The organism is Pseudomonas sp. PAMC 26793 (assembly GCF_000313235.1).
Taxonomy (GTDB): Bacteria; Pseudomonadota; Gammaproteobacteria; order Pseudomonadales; family Pseudomonadaceae; genus Aquipseudomonas; species Aquipseudomonas yamanorum.
The window spans coordinates 45,739-69,214 of record NZ_AMXG01000026.1; the positions used below are offsets into that span (position 1 = coordinate 45,739).

Genomic DNA, 23,476 nt, shown 5'->3' on the forward strand with positions numbered 1-23,476 from the left:
CTTGAGCGAGCCTTGTGATGCACAGCCCTTCCTTTCATCCATGGATACCCATCGCCCTGTTGAGTGTGCTGGCCGGGTGCAGTGGCGTGTCCGGCCAGCCGTCGACCGTCACGGCGCAGCCCGCGCCGCAGCTTTCCGTCGAGTCGGCCGAGGCGTTGCCCGCCCGTTGGTGGCAGCTGTACCGCGACCCGCAACTGGACGCCCTGGTGGCGCGGGCCCTGCGCCAGAACAAAGACCTTGAAGCCGCTGCCGCCCACGTCGACGCGTTGCTGGCGCGGCTGGAGCAGGTGGACGGCGAGCGCCTGCCGTCCACCTCTCTGGACTACGGCCTGGCCTACGGTCGCAGCCGGGATGACCAGACCCTGGCCCAGGCGACCCACCGTCATGCCGGTGCCGAATGGAGCCACACGCCTGAGTTTTCCCTGAGCTACACCCTCGACTTGTGGGGCGAGGTGCGTTATCGCATTGCCGCCGCACGGGCGGATGCCCAGGTGGCGCGGGCGCTGGAAGACGAGTTACGGGTGACAGTGGCCGCGCAGACGGCCCGCGCGTATGCCCAGGCCTGTGTTTATGGATTGCAGGAGCAGGTGCAGGCCCATTCGGTGCAGTTGCTGGAGCAGAGCGTCGCGGTCACGCAAAAACTGCAAAAGGCCGGCGCGGCGACGGACCTGGACCTGACTCGCTTGCAAGGCCTGCTGGAAGAAACCCGTGCACCGTTGCCGATGTTCAAGGCCCGGCGCAGCAGTGCGTTGTATGAGTTGGCGGTGCTCAGCGGGTTGCCGCCGGAGCAGGCTGCCCCACGCAGCTGCGCCCAGAGCCCGCAGTTGCAGGCGCCGTTGCCGGTGGGCGAGGGGTGGGCGCTGGTGCAGCGGCGGCCGGATATCCGCCGTGCCGAGGGGCAACTGCACTCCGCCACCTCGACGGTGGGCCTGTCCCGGGCCGAGCTTTACCCGAGGATTACCTTCGGCGCGATGCTCGGTTCATCCGCCAGCAGCCTGGGCAAACTCGGGGACAACTACGCGACGGTGTATTCCGTCGGGCCGCTGGTGTCCTGGCGCTTTCCCAACCGGCAGATCGCCCAGGCGCGGGTCAAGCAGAGCCAGGCCGAAGCACGCCAGGCCCTGGCGCAGTTTGACGGCACGGTGCTCAACGCGTTGAAGCAGGTCGAGCAGGCCATGGCCTTGTACCAGGGCGAACAGCAGCGTCGCCAAGCCCTGGCCGCCGCGCTGGACAACAACCGCCGCGCCTTCGACCTGGCCTCCCGTGGCTACCACGCCGGCGCGCTGGACGCCCTGCAACTGCTGGACAGCGAGCGCAGCCTGGTGGGCCTTGAGGCCCGCGTGGCCGAGTCCGACCTGCGCCTGATCAATCGCCAGATCGACCTGTTCCAGGCCCTCGGTGGCGGCTGGCAGCGTGACGATCAAACCGACCCCTTATCTGTCGCTGTCAATGGAGCCACACCATGAACCAGGCTGTTGAACCCATTCGCCTGACCGTTATGCAACGCCATCGTCGCGCCCTGGTGACCACGGCTTCTCTCGCTACGTTGCTGGGGCTGGCAGCCTTTGCCGGGTATTGGTGGCAGTGGGGGCGTTTTCTGGAAGAAACCGATGATGCCTATGTACGCGCTGATTGGGTCGCCATCAGCCCACGGATCGCCGGGTATGTGGCCCAGGTGCTGGTGGAAGACAACCAGCCGGTCAAGGCCGGCGATGTGCTGGTACGTATCGACGACCGGGATTTCACCGAGCGCCTGAACAGCGCCCAGGCGCAGTTGCAGCAAGTACAGGCGGCAGCGACGGCGCAACAGGCCTCGCTGCAAACCCTCGATGCGCAAATGGGTGAGCAGCAGCAACGCATTGCCCAGGCAAAGGCGGCGTTGAGCAGTGGTGAGGCCGAGGCCCGACGCGCGGGACTCGATTATCAGCGTTATCGTGAGTTGGTCGCACAACAGGTGGCCAGCGCCCAGCACCTGGAAACTGTCAGCGCCAGCCAGGCCAAGGCCCAGGCGGCCCTGGCACAAGCCCGCGCCCAGGTTGCGCGGCAGCAGGCGCAGTTGCAGGTGTTGCAGGCGCGCCGGCAACAGGCGCAGGCGCAAATTGTCGAGCATCAGGCGCGCATCGGCGAGGCCCAGGCCAATCTCGCCCTGGCCGGTAATGCGTTGAAGGACACCGAGATTCGCGCGCCTTTCGACGGCGTGGTGGGCCAGCGCAAGGTCCGTCGCCAGCAGTACGTGGTGCCTGGCCTGCCACTGCTGGCGGTGGTGCCGGTGGAACAGGCCTATGTGATTGCCAACTACAAGGAAACCCAGTTGCAGCGCATGGCGCCGGGGCAGTCGGTGGAGATCGCGGTGGACAGTTTTGCCGGTGCGCATTGGCACGGCCAAGTGGAAAGCATCGCCCCGGGCTCCGGTGCCGTGTTCGCCTTGCTGCCACCGGACAACGCCACCGGCAACTTCACCAAGATCGTCCAGCGGTTCCCGGTGAAGATCCGCCTGGAACCCGGCGAGTCGCGGGTTCTGCCGGGCATGTCGGTGATCGCCACGGTCAACACCCGTCCCGCCGTGAGCCAGGAGCCTGTCCATGGAGGCTGAAGGGCGTGTGCCGTTTCGCGCCTGGGTCGCGGTGATCGGCGGGCTGTTCGGCTGCTTCATGGCCGGGATGAACGTGCACGTCACCAGCGCTGCGCTGCCGGAAATCGAAGGCGCACTGGGCGCGACCTTTGAGGAGGGCTCGTGGATTTCCACGGCCTACCTGGTGGCGGAAATCATCATGATTCCCCTCACGGCGTGGCTGGTGCAGGTGTTTTCCCTGCGCCGGGTGATGTTGTGGGGCTCGGGGATATTCCTGGTGGCGTCGGTGGCGTGTTCGCTGTCGCCCAACCTGCAAGTGATGATCCTGATCCGGGTGGTGCAGGGCGCGGCCGGGGCGGTGCTGATTCCGTTGTCATTCCAGCTGATCATCACCGAGCTGCCGGCCAGCAAGATCCCGCTGGGCATGGCCTTGTTCAGCCTCGCCAACAGTGTGGCCCAGGCGGCCGGGCCGTCGATTGGCGGCTGGTTGACCGACGCGTATTCCTGGCGCTGGATCTTCTACCTGCAACTGTTCCCGGGGATTGCGTTGCTGGCGGCAGTGGCCTGGTCCATCGACCGCCAGCCGATGAAGCTGGGCCTGTTGCGCCAGGGCGACTGGCTGGGCATCGGCTGCATGGTGTTGGGGCTGGGCGCGTTGCAGATCGTGCTGGAGGAGGGCGGGCGCAAGGACTGGTTCGGCTCGCCCTTTATCGTGTGGATGACGCTGTTGGCGGTGGTGGGGTTGATCGGTTTCGTGGCCCGTCAGTTGTGGGGCAAGCATGCCTTTATCAACCTGCGGCTGTTGGGGCACTACAACTTTGGCGTGGCCAGCGTGGCGATGTTTATCTTCGGCGCCAGCACTTATGGACTGGTGTTTCTGGTGCCCAATTACCTGTCGCAATTGCAGCACTACAACGCCAGTGAAATTGGCGTGAGCTTGATTGCGTATGGGCTCGTGCAACTGATCATGGCGCCGTTCCTGCCGCGGTTGATGAAGTGGGTGAGTGCAAAAATGCTGGTGGCTTCGGGGTTCGCGATCATGGCCTTGGGCTGCTGGATGGGCGCGCATCTGTCGGCGGACAGCGCCAGCAATGTGATCGTGCCGTCGATCGTGGTGCGGGGCATGGGCCAGCCGTTGATCATGGTGGCGTTGTCGGTGCTGGCGGTGCACGGCCTGGCCAAGGCGCAGGCGGGGTCGGCGTCGGCGGTGTTCTCGATGTTGCGCAATCTGGGGGGCGCGGTCGGCACGGCGCTGCTGGCGCAATTGGTGGTGGTGCGCGAGCGGGTGCATTCGGCGCGTATTGGCGAGTCGGTGACGCTGTTTGACCCGGCCTTGCAACAGCAGCTTCCCGGTGGCGGAGTGCTGCAGGATCAATTGCCGGAACATCAGGTGGTGCTGAACCTGCTGGACCAGAGTGTTCGTCATCAGGCGTTTTTGATGGCTTACAGTGATGCGTTCTTTCTGGCGTGCGTGGCGTTGGCGGCGTGTGGGGTGGCGGCGTTGATGTTGCGGCGTATCTAGGGGCAGTGCTGTGGGTGATTCAAGTGAGCGCAATAACGGGGCGCCCAAGATCAAGATCAAAAGCAGATCAAGAGCACAGCGGACTACCGGCCGGCTTGAGTGTTGAAGAGCAACAGCAAAATCAAAAGCGGGCATGGTTCAATGTGGGAGCTGGCTTGCCTGCGATGGCATCGCCTCGGTGTGTCTGATGTACCGAGTTGTCTGCATCGCAGGCAAGCCAGCTCCCACAGAAAAGCAGAGCCACCCCACCCGTAGCAGCTGTCGAGCGCCAGCGAGGCTGCGTGCTTTTGATCTGCTTTTGATTTTGATCTAGGCGCCCCGTGAACCACGATGGCCGTGCCGGAGTGCGGGCATGCCGAGCCTGGGCGAGGCACCGAGTGGTGGGGCAAAGACCTTTTGGTTACTTTTGGCTGGGCCGGCATTCCGGGCGTTTGCCAAAAGTGACCCGCTGTAAGAGCGAAACCATAAGCGGCCGTTACCTGAATAACGGATATGTACCCCATCTGATCCTGAAAACCCCGACCACACTCGTTCAGCAAACGGCATTGGGCTTTAACCCGCGCAACAACAACTCCAGCCCTTGCAAGGCCTCTTCCAGTCGCTCGCCCGAGTCTCCATCCTGGGCGATCCACAGCGATGCGCTCACCAGGCTGCCATTGATCAGCCTCGCCAACGCCTGGCTGCCCGCATGCTCGATGAGGCCCGCTTGCATCAGGTCATCGAGCAGTTGGCGCAGCGAGTCCACGCATTGCTGCTGGTCGGTGGCGCCCAGCACCGCCGGGGCATCTTGCAATACGATGCGCTGGATCTCGGGATCCTGAGCCATGCGCAAATAGGCCCGGCAGCGTTCGCAAAACCCTTCCCAAGGGTGATCGGCCTGTTCCGAGATACGCTGCAGGCTCGCGTCCATTTCACCGTCCAGCTGCGCAACCACCGCCGCGAGCAAGCCCTTCTTGTCGCCAAAATGATGGTACAACGCTCCCCGGGTCAGGCCGGCGCGGGCGGTGAAATCATCCATCGACGTTTGGGCGTAGCCTTGCGTGGCGAAGGCGTGGCGGGCGCTGGCGATCAGGCGGGCGCGGGTGTCTTCGATCATGTCGGCACGGGCTCGGCTCATGGGTAAGGCTCACAATAGGCGATTGACATACGGCGCGTATGTTACGCATGATTTGTCACATACGCACCGTATGTATTTTGCCCCGAATACCTCGAATAGCAAGTTTCAGGGCGCTCAGGAAGAGGTTACACACATGGCAAACCCCTACGCCGAGCTGTTCCAGGCGCCAGGTTCCAGGGCTTTTGTATTGGCGGGCATGCTCGCCCGCATGCCGATCTCCATGACCGGGATCGGCTTGATCACCATGCTCTCGCAAGTGCACGGCGGTTACGGATTGGCAGGGGCGGTGACCGCCACCTTCGCCCTGGCCACCGCGTTTTGCGCGCCCCAGGTCTCGCGATTGGTGGACCGTTATGGCCAGGGCCGGGTGTTGCCGTTGGCGGCTTCCATCGGCGGCGGCGCGCTGTTGCTGCTGTTGCTCTGCACCCGCTTGCAGGCGCCGACGTGGACGCTGTTCATCTTCGCTGCCCTGGCCGGTTGCATGCCCAACATGTCGGCCATGGTGCGGGCGCGCTGGACCGAGCTGTATCGCGGCCAGCCCAAACTGCAAACCGCGTTTGCCCTGGAGTCGGTGCTCGACGAGGTGGTGTTCATTATCGGCCCGCCGGTCTCGGTGGGCTTGTGCGTGCTGCTGTTCCCCGAAGCCGGGCCGTTGATTGCCGCGCTGTTTTTGGCAGTGGGTGTGACCGCCTTTGTGTTGCAACGCCAGACCGAACCACCGGTGCATGAACACCACGCCGAACACGGGCGTTGGCTGATCGCCTCGCCCTCGGTGTTGATCCTGATGGTGTTGTTGATGGCCATGGGGGTCATCGTTGGGGTGGTGGATGTGGTCAGCGTCGCCTTCGCCCAGCATCAAGGCCAGCCCGCCGCCGCGAGCATTGTGCTGTCGGTGTACGCCATTGGTTCGTGCCTGGCCGGGCTGGCGTTTGGTGCACTCAAGTTGAAAGCGCCCTTGCCGCGCCAGTTCCTGTACTGCGGCGTGGCCACGGCGATCACCACATTGCCGTTGCTGCTGGTGACGAACATTCCCGGGTTGGCGGCGGCGATCTTCATCTCTGGGCTGTTCTTCGCCCCGACATTGATCGTGTCCATGGCGTTGGTGGAGCAAATCGTCCCGCCGAGCCGCCTGACTGAAGGCATGACCTGGCTGATCACCGGCCTGAGCATCGGTGTGGCCATTGGCGCCGCCAGCTCGGGCTGGATGATCGACAACTTCGGCGCCCCCAGCGGGTTCTGGGTGGCGCTGGCGGCGGGGGCGGTGGTGCTGGGGGCGGCGGTGTTGGGATATCGGCGGTTGGGGTGATTACCCTGTCACCAGTGCGCCACGATGTTGCAGGAATTCGTTCAGCGCCTGCCGCGTGAGATCGTTCAACGTGACTTTTTGCCGGGTCGCCGCGAGGGCGGCGGCCAAATGGAGGTCATGGCCGACACGGACGTTGAACGAGCCCTTACAGGGCTTTTCCGGTGTTTGCCCAAGGGCCTGGCAGGTCTCGATGTAGTCGTCCACGGCGGTGCAAAAGGCGGCGTCCAGTTCAGCGACGGTTTTGCCCTCGTAGCTGACCAGTGCCTTGATGAAAAGCAGCTTTCCGAACAGGCAGTTGTCTTCGAGGCTGGCTTCGATGGAGCCGATGTAGCCTTTGTGTTTCAGCTGGTTGTTCACTGAATCAGTTCTCCTGATTTCAATTGTTCGATGATTTGGCGCCGAATGTAGTGTTTCAGTTCGTTGCCGGGGTGAGGCTTGTGCAGGGTGATCATTGCACTGGGGTCGCCTATGTCGAACCTGACCCGGCTACCTGCCCCTTCGATTTGCGTGTAACCCAGTCGCCGCAGCAGCGTTACCCGTTCGGGCCAGGTAAAGGCCGATTGTTCATTGAGCAGTTTGGCCAGCAGCTTTTCATTTTTCGACACGGCGATCCTTGCCTGTAACTAAATGTAGTTGCAATTGATGGGTTGAGTCAATGATAGGACAGCCTCGCCGAGCCGCTCGGTGTTTGATGTAACCCTTGATGACACCGTTGCCTGCGCCCCAAATCCCCCGCTAATTTTTCCCCTCCAGATTCGTTTTATAGGGACGACGTGCCTTTGTGCTTCCTGCCTATTGCCCCGGATCCCAAGAAATGAACGCTGAAGACTCCTTGAAACTTGCTCGCCGGTTTATCGGGTTGCCCCTGGAAAAACGCCAGATGTTCCTCCAGGCGCTGCAGAGGGAAGGGGTGGAGTTCTCGCGGTTTCCGATTCCTGCAGGAGTGGAGGCCGAGGACCGGCAGGCGCTGTCCTACGCGCAGCAGCGGATGTGGTTTCTGTGGCAACTGGACCCTGCCAGTGGCGCCTATAACTTGCCGGGAGCGGTGCGGCTGAAAGGGGCGTTGAGCCTGCCGGCGATTGAGCAGGCGTTCGCCAGCCTGGTGGCCCGCCATGAGACTTTGCGCACGGTGTTCCAGCGCCAGGCGGATGATAGTCTGTTGCAAGTGGCCGCACAGTCGCCGCTGGCCATCGAGCAATCAGACCTCAGCGCCCTGGCGCCAGCCGAGCGCGAGCAGGCGGTGACACAGGCCGCCACCCGCCAGTCGCTGCTGCCCTTCGACTTGGCCAACGGCCCTTTGCTGAGGGTGCACTTGCTCAAGCTGGCCGAGCAGGAACACGTGCTGCTGCTGACCTTGCACCACATCGTTTCCGATGGCTGGTCGATGAACGTGCTGATCGACGAGTTCATTCGCTGCTATGACGCCCATGAGCGAAATGAGCAGCCGCGGTTGCCGGCCCTGCCGATCCAGTACAGCGACTACGCCCTGTGGCAGCGCCGCTGGCTGGAAGCGGGGGAGCAGGCCCGCCAGTTGGAATACTGGCAGGCGCGCCTGGGTAATGAGCATCCGGTGCTGGAACTGCCCACGGATCACCCTCGTCCAGCCATGCCCAGCTATCGCGGTACACGTCATGCCTTCGCAGTCGACGCCCGGCTGGTAGAGCAATTGCGCGCCTGTGCGCAGCAGCATCAAGTGACCCTGTTCATGCTGCTACTGGGCGCGTTCAACGTGCTGCTGCACCGCTACACCGGTCAGGGCGATATTCGGGTTGGCGTGCCGATTGCCAACCGTAACCGCAGCGAGATCGAAGGGCTGATCGGTTTCTTCGTCAACACCCAGGTACTGCGCACTGAATTGAACGGGCAAACCCCTGTCGACGAACTGCTGGCAGCCATCAAGGAGGCGGCCCTTGGTGCCCAAGCCCACCAGGACCTGCCCTTCGAACGGCTGGTGGAGGCGCTGAATATCGAGCGCAGCTTGAGCCACACACCGCTGTTCCAGGTGATGTACAACCACCAGCCACAGGTGGCGGATATTTCCACGGTCAGCACCGCGTCAGGTCTGGAACTGAGCCTGGTGCAAGGGCAAGGCCGTACCACGCAATTCGACCTGACACTGGACACCTATGAGCAGTCCGGCACCCTGCACGCCGCACTGACTTACGCCGATGATCTGTTCGACCCGGCCACCATCGAGCGCATGGCGCGCCATTGGTTGCGACTGTTGCAGGGGATGGTGGCCGATCCCCGTCAAGCGGTCGGCGATTTGCCGCTGCTGGACGAAGACGAATACCAGCGCATCGTGCATGACTGGAATCCCCGTCACGACAGCTTCCCCGAGGCGCTGTGCATCCATCAGCGCATTGCCGAGCAGGCGCGGCAAACTCCGCAGGCACTGGCGGTCACCTTTGGCGTCCGTGAGCTGACCTATGAGCAACTTGATCAGCAATCCAATCAGTTAGCCCATCTGCTGATCAAGCGCGGAGTGGGGCCAGAGGTGCGCGTCGGCGTGGCAATGGTCCGTTCCGAGGCGTTGCTGGTGGCGCTGCTGGCGGTGCTCAAGGCCGGTGGCGCGTATGTGCCGCTGGACCCGGACTACCCGCCCGAGCGCGTGGCCTACATGCTCGAAGACAGCCGCGCCTTGCTGCTGCTGACCGAGCAGGCGGTGGCGGCCACCCTGCCGATCATCCCCGATACCCAAGTGATTTTGCTCGACGATCTGGCGTCGGTGTTGGCGCCGTGGCCTGTCACCGAACCGGTGACGGCAGTGTCCCCGGGCAACCTGGCCTACGTGATCTACACCTCGGGCTCCACGGGTAAACCCAAGGGCGTGGCGATTGCCCATCGTAATGTGCTGGCGCTGATCGACTGGTCGCAGCGGGTCTACAGCCGTGAGGATGTGCAGGGTGTATTGGCCTCGACGTCGATATGTTTCGACCTGTCGGTGTGGGAACTGTTTGTGACCCTGGCCGCCGGCGGCTCGCTGATCATCGCCCGCAACGCCCTGGAGCTGCCCGACCTGCCGGCCCGCGACCGGGTTCGCTTGATCAACACGGTGCCATCGGCGATTGCCGCGCTCCAGCGCACGGGGCAGATTCCTCCCTCTGTGCGCATCATCAACCTGGCCGGCGAGCCGCTGAAACAGACCTTGGTGGAGGCGCTGTATCAACAGCCTGGCGTCGAGCATGTCTACGACCTTTACGGGCCTTCTGAAGACACCACTTACTCCACCTACACCCGGCGTACCGCCGGGCGCCAGCCGAGTATTGGCCGGCCCATCAACCATACCGCCAGCTACCTGTTGGATGCCCAGTTGCAGGCTGTGCCCCAGGGTGTTTGCGCCGAACTCTACCTGGCGGGCGCGGGGATCACCCGCGGCTACCTCGGACGCGCCGCGCTGACGGCCGAGCGCTATGTACCCAACCCGTTCTCCAACGATGGCGAACGTCTCTACCGCACCGGCGACCTGGTGCGTTATCAGGACGGCGGCGTGCTGGAGTACCAGGGGCGCATCGACCATCAGGTCAAGGTGCGCGGCTTCCGTATCGAGCTGGGGGAAATCGAGGCGCAGCTGTTGCGCCAGCCCGCAATACGCGAGTTGGCGGTACTGGCCCAGGACAGCCCGAGCGGCCAGCAACTGGCGGCTTATCTGGTGCCCACCGACCCACGTTTGCCCGGTGATGCCGAGGCTCAGGAAGCCTTGCGCGAAACCCTCAAGGCTGCGCTCAAGCAGGTGCTTCCGGCTTACATGGTGCCCAACCACTTGCTGTTCCTGGAACACTTGCCACTCACCCCCAACGGCAAACTCGACCGCAAGGCCCTGCCGGCCATCGACAGTTCACAACCGGCCCGGCAACACGTCGAGCCCCGCAGCGAAACGGAAAAAAACCTCGCGTCGATCTGGCAAACGGTGCTCGGGGTTGAGCGCGTGGGGCTGGACGACAACTTCTTCGAACTGGGTGGCGACTCCATCGTCTCCATGCAAGTGGTCAGCCGGGCACGCCAGGCCGAGATCAGCCTGAGCCCCAAGGACGTGTTCCAGCACCAGACCCTGCGTAGCCTGGCGCAAGTCGCAAGCCTGCGCACGCACACCGCCATCGACCAGGGCGCTGCCCACGGTCCGGCTTTTCTCAGCCCGGTGCAGCAGTGGTTTTTCGCCCAGGACATCCCCCAGCGTCAGCACTGGAACCAGTCGTTGTTGCTGGTGCCGCGCGAGCCGATAGCGGCGGCGCACCTGGACGCCGCGTTGCAGCAATTGGTCAACCACCATGATGGCCTGCGTCTGCGGTATCAGCCGGGTACCGAGGGATGGCTGCAGCATTACAGCGGGCCTGACGACGCATCACTGTTATGGCAGCGTCAGGCCGACAGTCATGAGGCCCTGGCCGGCCTGTGTGACGAAGCCCAGCGCAGCCTCGATCTGCACCGCGGTCCGTTGATGCGGGCGCTGCTGGTACAGATGCCCGATCAAACCCAGCGCCTGTTGCTGGTGATCCATCACCTGGTGGTGGACGGTGTGTCCTGGCGTGTGTTGCTGGATGATTTGCAGCAAATGTATCGCGCCTTGCGGGACGGCAGCGTGCCGGCTGTGGCGGGCAAGACCACGTCCTATCAAGCCTGGACCGCTCGACTGCAAGACGCCGTTCCGCGCTTCCTGCCACAGCTTGAAGATTGGCAGGCGCGCCTTCGGCACGCTCCGTCGGGGGACTTGCCTTGCGATAATCCTCAAGGCGCCCTGCATCACTGCCTGGAGCAGAAAGTCAGTAGCACCCTGGATGCCGACACGACGCGTCAGCTCCTGACCCAGGCGCCCGCCGCCTATCGCACCCAAGTCAACGACCTGCTGCTGGCGGCATTGGCGCGAGTGGTGTGCCGCTGGAGCGGGCAGGGCAGCACCCTTGTTCAGCTGGAAGGCCACGGCCGCGAAGACCTGTTCGAAGGCCTGGACCTGACCCGTACCCTGGGTTGGTTCACCAGCCTGTTCCCGGTCAACCTGATCCCGGGCGAAAACCTGCCGGCCACGATCAAGGCGGTCAAGGAGCAACTGCGTGCGGTGCCGGACAAAGGCATTGGCTACGGCGTGCTGCGCTACCTTGCCGAGCCTGGGGTCGGCGCTGCGTTAGCGGCCCTGCCGCAGCCGCGCATCACCTTTAACTACCTCGGCCAGTTTGATCGTCAGTTCGATCAGAACGCTTTGTTTATACCCTCTGAGGAGGGCAGTGGGCAGGCCCAGGATCCCCAGGCTCCGCTGGCCAATTGGCTGACCGTGGAAGGCCAGGTGTATGGCGGCGAGCTGTCGTTGCAATGGGGCTTCAGCCGCGACATGTTCAGCGTGTCGACGATCCAGCGCCTGGCCGACGACTACGTCGCCGAACTCACGGCGTTGATCGACCATTGCTGCCGGACCCCTGCCGGACAGGTGACGCCGTCTGATTTCCCGCTGGCGAACCTGACCCAGCAGCAACTCGACGGGCTGCCGCTGGCCGGGGCGGCCATCGACGATATCTACCCGTTATCGCCCATGCAGCAGGGCATGTTGTTCCATACCCTCTACGAGCAGGGGGACGACACCTATGTCAATCAGTTGGCCGTGGATGTCGATGGCCTGGACGTAGAGCGTTTTCGCGCGGCATGGCAGGCGACCCTGGATGCCCATGACATCCTGCGCACCGGTTTTATCTGGCAAAACGGCAGCCAGCAGCCGCTGCAGGTGGTGCATCGTACGGTCAGGTTGCCGCTGGAGGTCCTCGACTGGCGCGACGCCGCCGGGCAGGACACTCAGGCGTTCGCCGCACAGGATCGCCTGCTAGGCTTTGATCTGAGCCAGGCGCCGTTGATGCGCTTGACCTTGATTCGCCTGGATGAGCAGCGGTATCACCTGGTTTACACCAACCACCATATCCTGATGGACGGCTGGAGCAACGCCCAGCTCTTGGCTGAAATGCTCGCGCGGTACGCCGGCGAGCACTCACTCGCGCCTCCCGTACGTTATCGCCAGTACATCGATTGGTTGCAACGCCAGGACGCCGAGGCCAGTCAGTCCTTCTGGATGGAGCGGTTGGGCCGGTTGGACGGGCCGACGCTGCTGGCCTCGGCCATGGCGCGCCAGGAATGCCCCGGACAGGGCTACGCTGAACTCGACCTGCTGCTGGACGCCCCGTCTTCGTTGCGCTTGGTCGAGTTTGCCCGTGAGCAGAAGGTCACCGTCAATACCCTGGTGCAGGCCGCCTGGCTGTTGCTGCTGCAGCGTTACACCGGCCAGCGCTGTGTGACCTTGGGCACCACGGTATCGGGGCGTCCGGCCGAATTGCCAGGCATCGAGCGGCAAGTCGGGCTGTTCATCAACACCTTGCCGCTGATTGCCGAGCCCTCCGTGGAGCAATCGGTGGGTGAGTGGATTCAGCAGGTCCAGGCGCTCAACCTGGGCTTGCGCGAACATGAACACCCCCCGCTGTACGATATCCAGCGTTGGGCAGGTTCTGCCGGTGAAGCCCTGTTCGACAGCATAGTGGTGTTCGAGAACTTCCCGGTTGCCCAGAGTTTGCAGCAAGGTGCCACTGGCGGCCTGCGCTTCAGTGGCGCGCAAAACCACGAACACACCAACTACCCGTTGGCGCTGACCGTCTACAGCGGTGATCGGCTGTCACTGAGCCTGGGCTATCAGCGCGAGCGCTTTGCCGAACCGAGTATCCACGGTTTGCTCGGCCACCTGCGCCATGTGCTGGAGCAGTTTGTCAGTGATGCCCGGCAGCCCCTTGGGGCAGTGCCGACGCTACTGGCCGGCGAGTATCAGGCAATGATTCACGATTGGAACCCCGCCCACACGACGGCTGCCGCACTGTGCGTGCATCAGGCGTTTGAGTCTCAGGTGGCGGCGCGCGGTGATGCGCCGGCGCTGGTCCTGGATGACCAGCGACTGTCGTATACGGCGCTGAACCAGCGTGCCAACCGCTTGGCGCACAAACTCCGTGAACTGGGTGTTGGCCCGGACGTTCTGGTCGGGGTTGCCGTGGGCCGTTCGCTGGACATGATCATCGGCCTGCTGGCGATTTTGAAAGCCGGCGGCGGCTATGTGCCCCTGGACCCGGAATATCCCGCCCAGCGCCTGGGCTGGATGATCGAGGACAGTGGCTTGCAGTTGTTACTGACCCAGACTGCGCTGCGGGAACACTTGCCCATTCCGGCCGGTGTCGAGGTGTTGTGCGTGGACACCTGCGAGCAATGGCTGGCGGAATATCCCACGCTGGACCTGCCGAACCTGGCTCATCCGGATAACCTCGCTTACGTCATGTTCACCTCGGGCTCCACCGGCCGGCCCAAAGGCGTGGGGATCAACCATGCTTCAGTGGCGCGGCACACCGAGGTCATGAAAGCGGTGTTCCAGTTGACCGCCGACGACTGTGTCTTGCAGTTCGGGACCTTCAACTTTGACGGGTTTGTCGAACAGCTTTACCCGGCATTGTGCGAAGGCGCGTGTGTGGTGCTGCGTGGTGGTGAGCTGTGGGACAGCGAGACGTTCTACCAGCAGGTCATTCACCATGGCATCAGTGTGGTCGACGTGACCACGGCCTATTGGCACATGCTGGCCCGCGATTTCGCCACTCAGGGGCCTCGCAGCTACGGGCGTTTGCGCCAGGTACACGCCGGCGGAGAAGCGATGCCGCCGGAAGGCTTGCTGGCCTGGCGAGAAGCTGGCCTGGGGCATTTGGCGCTGTACAACACCTACGGTCCTACCGAGGCAACCGTCACCGCCACGGCACTGGACTGCGCGGACTATGTTTCCGGTGCTGCGGCCTTGCCCCTGGTGATGCCCATTGGCAAGGTGCTCGACGGACGCTCGATTTACCTGGTGGATGACGCCCTCAATCCGGTGCCGGTGGGCGTGGTTGGTGAGTTGTTGATCGGCGGAGAGTTGCTGGCGCGTGGCTATTTCAACCGCCCGTCCTTGAGTGCTGAAAAGTTCGTACCGAGCCCGTTCGGGCCTGGCCGTCTGTACCGTACCGGCGACCTGGCGCGCTATCGCGCGGACGGGGTGATCGAGTACGTCGGTCGCGCCGACCATCAGGTGAAGATTCGCGGGTTCCGTATCGAACTCGGCGAAATCGAAGCGCGGGTGCAGGAATACCCTGGCGTGCGCGAGGCGTTGGTGATGACCCTGGAAGGCGCCGGTGGTTTGCAGGTCGCGGCGTGGCTGGTGCCTCGCGAATCAGCGCTGGTGCATGCCGAGGCCGAGATCCAGAGCGCCTGGCGCGATGGGCTGCGTCAGCATCTCAAGGCTTTGCTGCCTGATTACATGGTGCCCACACACCTGACGCTGTTGTCACATATGCCGTTGAGCCCCAATGGCAAGCTGGACCGCAAGGCCCTGCCAGTGCCGGACCTGAATCAGGGGCGCGATGCGTACCAGGCTCCGGTCACGACCCTGCAACGGCAGTTGGCGGGTATCTGGGAGCAGGTCTTGCAGGTTGAGCAAGTGGGCCTGGGGGATCACTTCTTCGAGCTGGGCGGGCACTCGCTGTTGGCCACGCGGGTAGTGTCCTGTGCACACGCCGAAGGGCTCGACACCCTGCGTCTGCGCGATCTGTTTGAATGTGCGCAACTGGCGGCCCTGGCTGAACGCCTGGAGCAGCGTCGCGCCCTGGCCCAACCCCAACGGGTATTACCGCCCCTGGTGACGGTGCCGCGCGTGGGGGTGTTGCCGCTTTCCCTGGCGCAGCAGCGGTTGTGGTTGGTTGAGCGTATTTCCGCAGACAGCGCGGCCTATAACTTGCCCGCAGCGCTGACCGTACGCGGCGAACTGGACCTGCAACGCTTGCAGCGCAGCTTTGCGCAGTTGATCGAACGCCACGAGATTCTGCGTACCAGTTATCACGAAGACGACGACGGTAACCCGCTGGTGCGGGTGGCCGAACACGTCGATTTGCCGATTCGCGTGCTCGACATCAGCAGCCTGGATTCCCAGGCACGTGCCCAGGCACAGCAGCAATGGCTGCTTGACTGCGGCGCCGAACGTATCGACCTGGAACAGGTGCCGTTGCTGCGGGTGCACTTGTTGCGGCATGGCCCACAGGAGCACCTGATTCTGTTCGCGATGCACCACATCATCTCCGATGGTTGGTCGATGGCGGTGCTGGTGCAGGAGTTGATTGCGCTGTACGGCGGCAGCCCGGAACCGTTGCCGCCTTTGCCCGTGCAATACCTCGACTATGCCTTCTGGCAGCAGCGCCTGCTGAGTGATGGATGGCTTGCGGCAGACACCGACTACTGGCGGGAAACCCTGCGCGGTGCACCTTCACACCTGCCGTTGCCCCTGGATTACCCACGGCCTGCCCAGGCGAGCCATGACGGTGACAGCGTGGAACTGCGCCTCGAAGCGCCGCTCTACGAACCGATCAAGGCGCTGGCCCAGCAGTTGGGGTGCACCCCGTACCTGTTGATGCTGGCTGCGTTCCAACTGATGTTGCACCGCACCTGTGACACCACCGACCTGGTGATTGGCACGGACGTGGCGGGTCGTCAGCAACAGGCCCTGGAAGGGTTGATCGGCTTCTTCGTCAACGTCTTGCCGATGCGCTCGCGCCTGACACCGCAGCAGCCTTTCAGCGAATACGTACAGACGCTTAACCGCAACGCGCTGGCCGCGTTCGAGCATCAGGAACTGCCGCTCGACCTGATCATCGACGCCTGCGCCTTGGAACGTATCAAAGGTATCAATCCGCTGATTCAGGTGTTGTTCGTGATGAACAACACGCCCAGTGCGACCTTGCGGGTCGACGACCTGGTGCTGGAACCACTGGAACTAAAAGAGCGCCACTCGAAATTCGAGATGGGCCTGTTCGTTGAAGAGCTTGGAAATAGCCTTGTTTGTAATTGGTCGTACGCCGTCGCCCTGTTCCGGCGCGAACGCATCGAAATGATGATGCGCAGCTGGATCGGCATTCTTGAGCAGGCGGTGCAGGACCGACACACACTGTCCGGAGAATTCGTCATGTCTGTTGCACCACCAGCGCCTGCCACGGAAAAGGTCGCGAGCAAGAAGTTCGACAAGCTCAATAAGTTCCTCAAGAAGGGGCCACCAACGGCGCCGGCCAACGGGCCTCAGGTGCAATTTCGCGCGTTACGCGAAGGCCAGGTTTTCCCGCTGCTGGCACAGCCTGCGGACAGTGGCCTGGACGTTATCGAATGGGTGAGAGCCAACCGGGCCCTGGTCGAGGAAAAGCTGGCCAGCCATGCGAGCATTCTGTTCCGTGGTTTTGCATTGAACGGCATCGAGGAATTCGAGCAGTTTGCCGAAGCCTTGCAGCCGGGGCTTTACGGCAACTATGGCGACCTGCCGAAAAAGGACGGGGGCAAGAACACTTACCGCTCCACGCCGTACCCGGAAAAGAAAATGATCCTGTTCCACAACGAGAGCTCGCATCAGGACCGTTGGCCGCGCAAGCAAATGTTTTATTGCGAGCTGCCGTCGCCGGTGGGCGGTGCCACGCCGATTGTCGATTGCCGGGAGATGTGCCGCCGGTTGCCGGCCGAACTGCTGCAAAAGTTCGAAGAAAAAGGCCTGCTGTATGTGCGCACTTTCACCGACAAGCTCGACGTGTCGTGGCGGCATTTCTTCAAGACTGACGACCGCCAGGAGGTTGAGGCCCGCTGCCTGGCAGCCGGTATCGAATGGGTGTGGCTGGACAACGATGAGTTGCAGACGCGCACGCGTTGCCCGGCGGTCATCACCCACCCGCTGACAGGGGCGCGCTCATTCTTCAATCAGGTGCAGTTGCACCATATCTATTGCCTGGACGCGGATGTGCGCGACGACCTGATCGGCCTGTTCGGCATCGACAACATGCCCCGGCATGTCTATTACGGCGATGGCACTCCAATTGAAGATGAGGTCATGGCGTTGATCGGTGAGCTTTACGAGGAATGTGCGGTGCGCTTCGACTGGCAAAAAGGCGATGTGGTGTTGATGGACAATATGCTTGCAGCGCATGCCCGTGACCCGTTCGAAGGCCCACGCAAGATCGTCGTGGCGATGGGCGACATGTTCGATCGTTCAGCGCTGCAAGCATCCCGGGAGCAACCGTTGCTTCGGGCACTGGAAGTGGAGGCCGGACAATGAGTACCTCTTACGGCCAGGCCCTGAGCCCGGAACAGCAAGCGTGCTTGAATGACGCGGTGGGCGATAAACATCATGCGCTGCTGCTGTTGATCGAGGTCCGCGGGGCGTTGGACCTGGCGCGGTTGCAGCGCGCCGCCGATCAAGTGCTGGTCGACCAACCCATTCTGGCGACCCGTTTACTGCGGGTGCCGACCTATCGAGGCGTGCGCCAGACCCTGGAGCCACGTTCGGGCTGGCCTTTACGGATCGAGCCCGCCGCCCAAGGCTGGGAGGCCTTCGAAGCGCAGATGCGCGCCGAGCAACAACTCGGTTTTGCCGAAGACGCGCGGACGCTTGCGGTGCTGCATGCCTGCCGGTTGGGCGAACAGCACCATGGCCTGGCGTTGCGCATTTCGGCCTTACTCAGCGACCGCAACGGGTTGCGGGTGCTTTGCGCCGCGTTGCATCAGGCTTATGTGGCCGATCAATCGTGTGCGCTGGATCCGGAGGCCGGGCAGTACGCGCAGTACGTTGATTGGCGTGGGGAGATGGAGCAGGACGAAGACGCGGCGAGCGGTCGCGACTATTGGCGACAAATGGGCTCGGCGAACGCGCCGGCCCTGGCCTATCGACACAACGGTGTGGCTCGCTTGCAGGATGGGCAAACGTTACGGGCTGCCCTTGAACCCGCGTTGCAACGGGCTCTCACCGGCTATGCTCAAGCGCTGGGGCAACCGGTTGCCCGGGTCATGCAAGCGGCCTGGTGGGTTCTGTTGGCACGTATTGGCGGGCAGACAAAGATGCAGGTGGGCTGGCGTCACGATTGCCGGCAGGACTACGAGTTTTTCGCCGAGTGCGTGGGCGTGTTCGAGAAAACCCTGCCCTTGGTCATCGACGTACCCCTGCAACACAGCCTCGGGCATTGGCTGCCGGAACTTGAAGCCCAGGCGCAAGCGCACCTGACCTGGCAGGAACACTGGTCGGTGCAGGCACCGTCGAGCACGCAGCACCAGTTGTTCGGCGTTGCTTGCGAGGCTGAATCGCCACCCTACGGTAACTGGGCGGTCAGGGCCGTGGACGACGCGGTGGCGCCGTTTGAGCTGGAGCTGCGCCTGATGGAGGCGCAAGAGCAGGTACGCGCCATCCAACTGCGGTTTGATCCGCTGCACTATGACGAGGCATCGATAGACGGCTTGCTGGAACAGTATCAAACCTTGTTGCACGGCCTGGCGGCGGCTCCCGATACCGCGCTCGCCGATCTGCCGGTGATCGGTGCACGAGAGCGCGCGCGCCAGCAACGGTGCATCGGCCTGCCATTGAACCTGGAGGGTCCGAGCCTGCCGCAGTTGATTGCCCAGTGGGCAGAGTGCACGCCGCAAGCGCTGGCCTTGAGCTTCGCCGGTGTGCAACTGACGCATCGGGCGCTGGCCGATCGTGTCGAACAGCTGGCTCGCCACTTGCGCATCAGCGGGGTGCAGCCGACACAGGTCGTGGCCCTGGCGTTGCCCCGATCGCTGGACCTGGTGGTAGCGTTGCTCGCTGTCTGGCGCGCCGGTGCGGCGTGGGTGCCGATTGATCCGCAATGGCCGGCAGCCCGTCAGGCGTTGATCATTGAGCAGGCCGGCGCGGTGTTGACGGTCACTGACCGGGCTCGTGGGCAGGGGCATTCGGCGGCAGTGCTGCTGGTGGATCAACTGCCCGAGATTGACCGCGATGTGGTCTTTGACTGGGCCCCGGTCTCGGCGAACCAGGCCGCCTATGTGCTGTTTACCTCTGGCAGCACCGGTACACCCAAAGGCGTGGTGGTCGAACATCGGCAATTGCTCAACTACGTGCTGGCTTCCACCGCTGCGCTGGGGCTGGCTGATTGCACGTCATTCGCCATGACCTCCACGGTGGCCGCCGACCTGGGGCACACCACGCTGTTTGCCGCCTTGCTGCACGGAGCCCCGCTGCACATCGCCCGCGATGAAGACCTGCAAGAGGTCGGGCACTTTGCCGGGTTTATGCAGGGCCATCAGATCGACTGCCTGAAAATCGTGCCGTCGCACCTCAGTGCGCTGTTCGACGAACACAGTCGTTATTTGCCGACGACCCTGATACTGGGGGGCGAGGCCATTGCGCCGAGTCTGGTGGAGCTGATCTTCCAGGTTGCGCCGACGTGTCGTCTGTTCAACCACTACGGTCCCACCGAAACCACCGTGGGCGTGCTCTATCAGCCCCTCGACAGAAACAGCGACCTGAGCCACGGGGTGCCATTGCGACAGGTGTTCGACGGGTGCGAGGTCTACCTGTTCGACGAGCAGTTGCGTGAAGTGCCGCAGGGGGCGTTGGGCGAGTTGTATATCGGCGGTCAGCAAGTGGCGCGTGGCTATTTGAATGGGCAGGGCAGCGAAGCCTTTATCCAGCACCCGTACCGTCCCGGTGAGCGCCTTTACCGCAGTGGCGACCTCGGACGCTATTTGCCTCAAGGCGGTGTGCAACTGGTAGGTCGTCGTGATCATCAGGTTAAGGTGCGTGGTTTCCGTATCGAGTTGGCGGAAGTCGAGCAAGCGCTGCTGGCGCAGCCGGTTGTCGCCCAGGCGGTGGTTACTGCCTGGCGTGCGTGCGAAGGTGATGAGGCCAATGTGCAACTGGTGGCGTATGTCCAGGCGCAAGGGACGCCTGCCGAAGGTTGGCTCGACGTGCTGCGTGAGCAGCTCAATGCGAGCCTTCCGGGCGCCATGGTACCGGCGCACTTCTTTGCCCTGGAGCATCTGCCCCGTTTGGCCAATGGCAAGCTGGACCGTCATGGCCTGCCGGCACCCGAGTCGCTGCTGGCGGCGCAGGTCTATGTGGCGCCAAGTACCGCGTTGCAGACCTTGTTGGCGGAAGGCATGGCGCAGTTGTTGGGGGTCGAGCGGCTCAGTATCGAGCAGAATTTCTTCTCCCTCGGCGGGCACTCGTTGCTGGTGATCAAACTGGTGTCGGCGCTGCGCAAGCAATTGCAGCTGGACGTTCATCCCGGCGTGGTGTTTGACCATCCGAGTGTTTCCGAATTGGCGATTGCCCTGACACGCAACGAAGCTGCTCCCGGTGTACTGGAACGCACCGCTCAGGTACGGGTGAAACTCAACAGCCTGTCGCCACAACAACGCGAGGCGCTGCTCGCCAGGTCGCGACCTTCCGCCACTGCCTGACGTGTCCTGCCTGGCCGTCAAGGAGACGGCCAGGCAGCTTTTCAGCGCTCTAAAACTTAAATGAATTTTTTCAGCAAAAACCTTCCGGTTTCGTCGCGGTGGCACGTCTTATGACTGATATCAAACAAGTAGCATTCTCATTCGCGCTAACTTCTGCTGAGTTCTCTACTCTGAAAGGGCATATCGATGTCTGTTGAACGACACAACAAAACCTCGCTGCAGCGGGCTTTGGACTTATTAAAGGGGCGTCCGCAACCCTTCACCGCCGCGGTGCTGAGCCTGTCCCTGGGCATGTCCGGTTCGCTGGCTGCCGCCGAGCTGAACATTCCGGCGCAATCGCTTGAAGGCGCCTTGCGCGAGCTGGGGCAGCAATCAGGTCGGCAGATTCTCTACTCCCCTGATCTGGTTCAGGGCAAACGTGCCACGGCGCTGCACGGCGATCTGGATGTGTCATCGGCATTGCAGAAGCTACTCAGCGGCACCGGGATTTCCTACACGATTGAAGACAATACCGTGCTGCTCAGCGGTGCGGGCGAGACCGGTGCGTTGCAGCTGGGCGCAACGAAAATCGGCGCTGTGGCCATGAGTGAAACCACCGAGAACTCGGGCTCATATACCACCGGCGCCACCAGCACCGCGACCAAATTGCCGTTGACGTTACGTGAAACGCCGCAGTCGGTCACGGTGATCACCCGTCAACAAATGACGGATCAGGGGCTGGGCACTATTTCTGATGTGTTGCAGCAAACCCCCGGTGTGGCGGTCATGCATGATGACACCGAGCGTTACAACTTCTACTCCCGTGGCTTTGGCCTGAACAACTTCCAGTACGACGGCGTTCCGACCTCTGACTTCACCACCAACACCAATGGCCTGGGTGTGCGCGACATGGCCATCTACGACCGCGTGGAAGTGGTCCGCGGCGCGACCGGTCTGATGAGTGGAGTCGGCAGCCCGGCGGGTGTCGTCAACCTGGTGCGTAAACGTCCGACCAAGGACTTCCAGGGATATGTCTCCGGCAGCGGTGGAACCTGGGATCGCTACCGTACCGAGATGGATCTTTCTGGCCCGCTTTCGGAAAACGGTGCCTTGCGCGGCCGGGTGGTGGCTGCCTACGACGATGCCAATTCGTTCATCGACTATTACTCGTCGAAGAAAAACGTGTTCTACGCCATTGGCGAGGCCGACCTCAACGACAACACCATGGTCTACGGCGGGATCGACTATCAGAAGATCAACTCCAACGGGTCGAGCTTTGGCCAACTACCGCTGTTCTATTCCGATGGCAGCCGCACCGATTTTTCCCGTTCCAAGAACCCGGCGGCCAAATGGGCCTACGGTGACAGTGAAAGCACCAAGTACTTTGGGGGTGTCGAGCAGCGTTTCGACAATGATTGGATGCTGCGGGTTGAAGCCAGCCACTGGAAGGGTGACACCGAACAGATGCAGGGCAACCTTGTGGGCTGGGGGCCGTTTCCTGACCAGCAGACTCGACAGGCTCAGGTGTTCCGCAGCCACAAGACCTACACCATCAATACTGACTCCGTGGACGCGTACGCCACCGGGCCGTTCTCTCTGTTCGGACGTTCTCACGACCTCATGCTGGGGCTGAACGTCAGCAACCGTCGTTCCGAGTATTTTTCGGAAAACGCCGACCGGATCTACGTGGACTTCGACACCTGGGGCAATAACCCGGCGCGGCCGACGTCTTACTCCAGCTGGAGCACCCAGGACTACCACATCAAGGAGGTGGGTGGTTTCGCTGCCGCCCGGTTCAAGCCTACCGATGAACTCTCGGTGATCCTCGGCACTCGCGTCGTCAATTACAAACGCGAAGGCGAGTTGGGTTCCAACTCCAGCCCGGATAACCCGGACCGTGACGACGCGAAGAAAACCGGCAAGGTCATCCCCTACGCCGGCGTTGTCTACGACCTGACCGAACAGCACTCGGTCTATGTCAGCTACACCGACATCTTTGAACCGCAAAGCAACATCGACGTGAGCGGTAAAGTCCTCGAGCCGATGGCGGGCAAGAACTACGAGGCGGGTCTGAAATCCGAGTTCTACGGCGGTGCGCTCAATACCAGTATCGCGGTGTTCAAGACCAAGCAGGACAACTTCGCCCAATACGTCGGCAGCACCGAAGACGGCAGGGACGCTTACGAAGGCGTGACCAATACCACCAAGGGCTTTGAACTGCAGGCTTCCGGTGAAGTGTTGCCAGGTTGGCAAGTGCTCGCCGGTTATACCTACGCTCAGCCTCGTGATGAGCAGCACAAGCGCATCAGTCCCGAGCGCCCGGAACGTCAGTTCAAACTGGCCACCAGCTACAAGCTCGAGGGGCAGCTCAAGGACCTGACCGTGGGCGGTAACGTCACATGGCAGGGCCGGACGTACTTCGTCAATGAAGACTTGCCAGCCGAAGCCAAGGAAGGCAGCTACGCCGTGGTGGGCCTGCTGGCACGCTACGATATCGATAAACACCTGAGCGCATCGGTCAACCTCAACAACGTATTCGATCGCCAGTACTACAGCGGTTATGGCCTCTATAACAGCTACTTCAGCGGTGATCCACGCAATGTGATGGTGGGTCTCAAGTACCAGTTCTAAGCACCCACCAAAAAGCCCCCGCACCGACCCGTGCGGGGGCTTTTTTTGTGGGCTGGAAAGTCTCTGTCAGAGTGG

The 23,476-nt window shown here is 62.6% G+C and carries 10 protein-coding genes; 7 read left to right on the forward strand and 3 right to left on the reverse strand.

What is annotated here, in order from left to right; all coding sequences use genetic code 11:
- The first annotated feature begins 17 nt into the window (after positions 1 to 17).
- From D109_RS0110605 to D109_RS0110615, 3 genes are read left to right on the forward strand one after another with little or no spacing between them, the layout of a single operon-like run.
- Entirely contained in the window at positions 18 to 1,466 is a 1,449-nt protein-coding gene (locus D109_RS0110605; RefSeq protein WP_017476864.1) for an efflux transporter outer membrane subunit, read from the forward strand.
- On the forward strand, positions 1,463 to 2,593 hold the full coding sequence (locus D109_RS0110610; RefSeq protein WP_017476865.1) for an HlyD family secretion protein: 1,131 nt from the start codon (positions 1,463 to 1,465) through the stop codon (positions 2,591 to 2,593). Before D109_RS0110605 ends, D109_RS0110610 begins: the two co-directional genes overlap by 4 nt.
- A complete protein-coding gene (locus D109_RS0110615; RefSeq protein WP_017476866.1) occupies positions 2,583 to 4,094 on the forward strand; it encodes an MDR family MFS transporter in 1,512 nt (503 codons plus the stop codon). The genes D109_RS0110610 and D109_RS0110615 overlap by 11 nt, the downstream gene beginning before the upstream one ends.
- Before the next feature lie 532 nt (positions 4,095 to 4,626).
- On the opposite strand, the gene D109_RS0110620 is transcribed toward D109_RS0110615, so the two are convergent.
- Positions 4,627 to 5,211, reverse strand: a complete 585-nt coding sequence (locus tag D109_RS0110620; RefSeq protein WP_026077878.1) for a TetR/AcrR family transcriptional regulator — start codon at positions 5,209 to 5,211, stop codon at positions 4,627 to 4,629.
- Between the two features lie 133 nt (positions 5,212 to 5,344).
- Between D109_RS0110620 and D109_RS0110625 the strand changes: the two genes are divergently transcribed.
- The gene (locus D109_RS0110625; RefSeq protein WP_017476868.1) at positions 5,345 to 6,517 is read left to right on the forward strand and encodes an MFS transporter; all 1,173 of its coding nucleotides are present in this window, start codon (positions 5,345 to 5,347) and stop codon (positions 6,515 to 6,517) included.
- Here the strand turns inward: D109_RS0110625 and D109_RS0110630 are convergent, their stop codons facing one another.
- Together D109_RS0110630 and D109_RS0110635 are read right to left on the reverse strand one after the other, a co-directional pair.
- Positions 6,518 to 6,874, reverse strand: a complete 357-nt coding sequence (locus tag D109_RS0110630) for a type II toxin-antitoxin system HicB family antitoxin (protein ID WP_017476869.1) — start codon at positions 6,872 to 6,874, stop codon at positions 6,518 to 6,520. It abuts the gene before it with no gap.
- Positions 6,871 to 7,122, reverse strand: coding sequence for a type II toxin-antitoxin system HicA family toxin (locus D109_RS0110635; RefSeq protein WP_017476870.1), 252 nt, complete (start codon positions 7,120 to 7,122; stop codon positions 6,871 to 6,873). The genes D109_RS0110630 and D109_RS0110635 overlap by 4 nt, the downstream gene beginning before the upstream one ends.
- A 209-nt stretch (positions 7,123 to 7,331) precedes the next feature.
- Here D109_RS0110635 and D109_RS0110640 point away from each other — a divergent pair, with 209 nt between their 5' ends.
- The 3 genes from D109_RS0110640 (at position 7,332) to D109_RS0110650 (ending at position 23,401) form a co-directional block, all read left to right on the forward strand.
- Positions 7,332 to 17,633 carry a non-ribosomal peptide synthetase gene (locus D109_RS0110640; protein ID WP_017476871.1) on the forward strand — a complete coding sequence of 3,434 codons (10,302 nt, stop codon included), beginning with the start codon at positions 7,332 to 7,334 and terminating at the stop codon, positions 17,631 to 17,633.
- Positions 17,630 to 20,791, forward strand: a complete 3,162-nt coding sequence (locus tag D109_RS0110645) for an amino acid adenylation domain-containing protein (RefSeq protein ID WP_017476872.1) — start codon at positions 17,630 to 17,632, stop codon at positions 20,789 to 20,791. Before D109_RS0110640 ends, D109_RS0110645 begins: the two co-directional genes overlap by 4 nt.
- 186 nt (positions 20,792 to 20,977) lie before the next feature.
- Complete coding sequence (locus tag D109_RS0110650; RefSeq protein WP_017476873.1) at positions 20,978 to 23,401, forward strand: TonB-dependent siderophore receptor; 2,424 nt, start codon at positions 20,978 to 20,980, stop codon at positions 23,399 to 23,401.
- Positions 23,402 to 23,476: the final 75 nt, after the last annotated feature.

Excerpts from the sequence above, each read along its gene's own strand:
- D109_RS0110640 (WP_017476871.1), top strand. The coding sequence starts at position 7,332 with ATGAACGCTGAAGACTCCTTGAAACTTGCTCGCCGGTTTATCGGGTTG.
- D109_RS0110610 (WP_017476865.1), top strand. The coding sequence starts at position 1,463 with ATGAACCAGGCTGTTGAACCCATTCGCCTGACCGTTATGCAACGCCAT.
- D109_RS0110605 (WP_017476864.1), top strand. The coding sequence starts at position 18 with ATGCACAGCCCTTCCTTTCATCCATGGATACCCATCGCCCTGTTGAGT.
- D109_RS0110615 (WP_017476866.1), top strand. The coding sequence starts at position 2,583 with ATGGAGGCTGAAGGGCGTGTGCCGTTTCGCGCCTGGGTCGCGGTGATC.
- D109_RS0110620 (WP_026077878.1), bottom strand. The coding sequence starts at position 5,211 with ATGAGCCGAGCCCGTGCCGACATGATCGAAGACACCCGCGCCCGCCTG.
- D109_RS0110645 (WP_017476872.1), top strand. The coding sequence starts at position 17,630 with ATGAGTACCTCTTACGGCCAGGCCCTGAGCCCGGAACAGCAAGCGTGC.
- D109_RS0110625 (WP_017476868.1), top strand. The coding sequence starts at position 5,345 with ATGGCAAACCCCTACGCCGAGCTGTTCCAGGCGCCAGGTTCCAGGGCT.
- D109_RS0110650 (WP_017476873.1), top strand. The coding sequence starts at position 20,978 with ATGTCTGTTGAACGACACAACAAAACCTCGCTGCAGCGGGCTTTGGAC.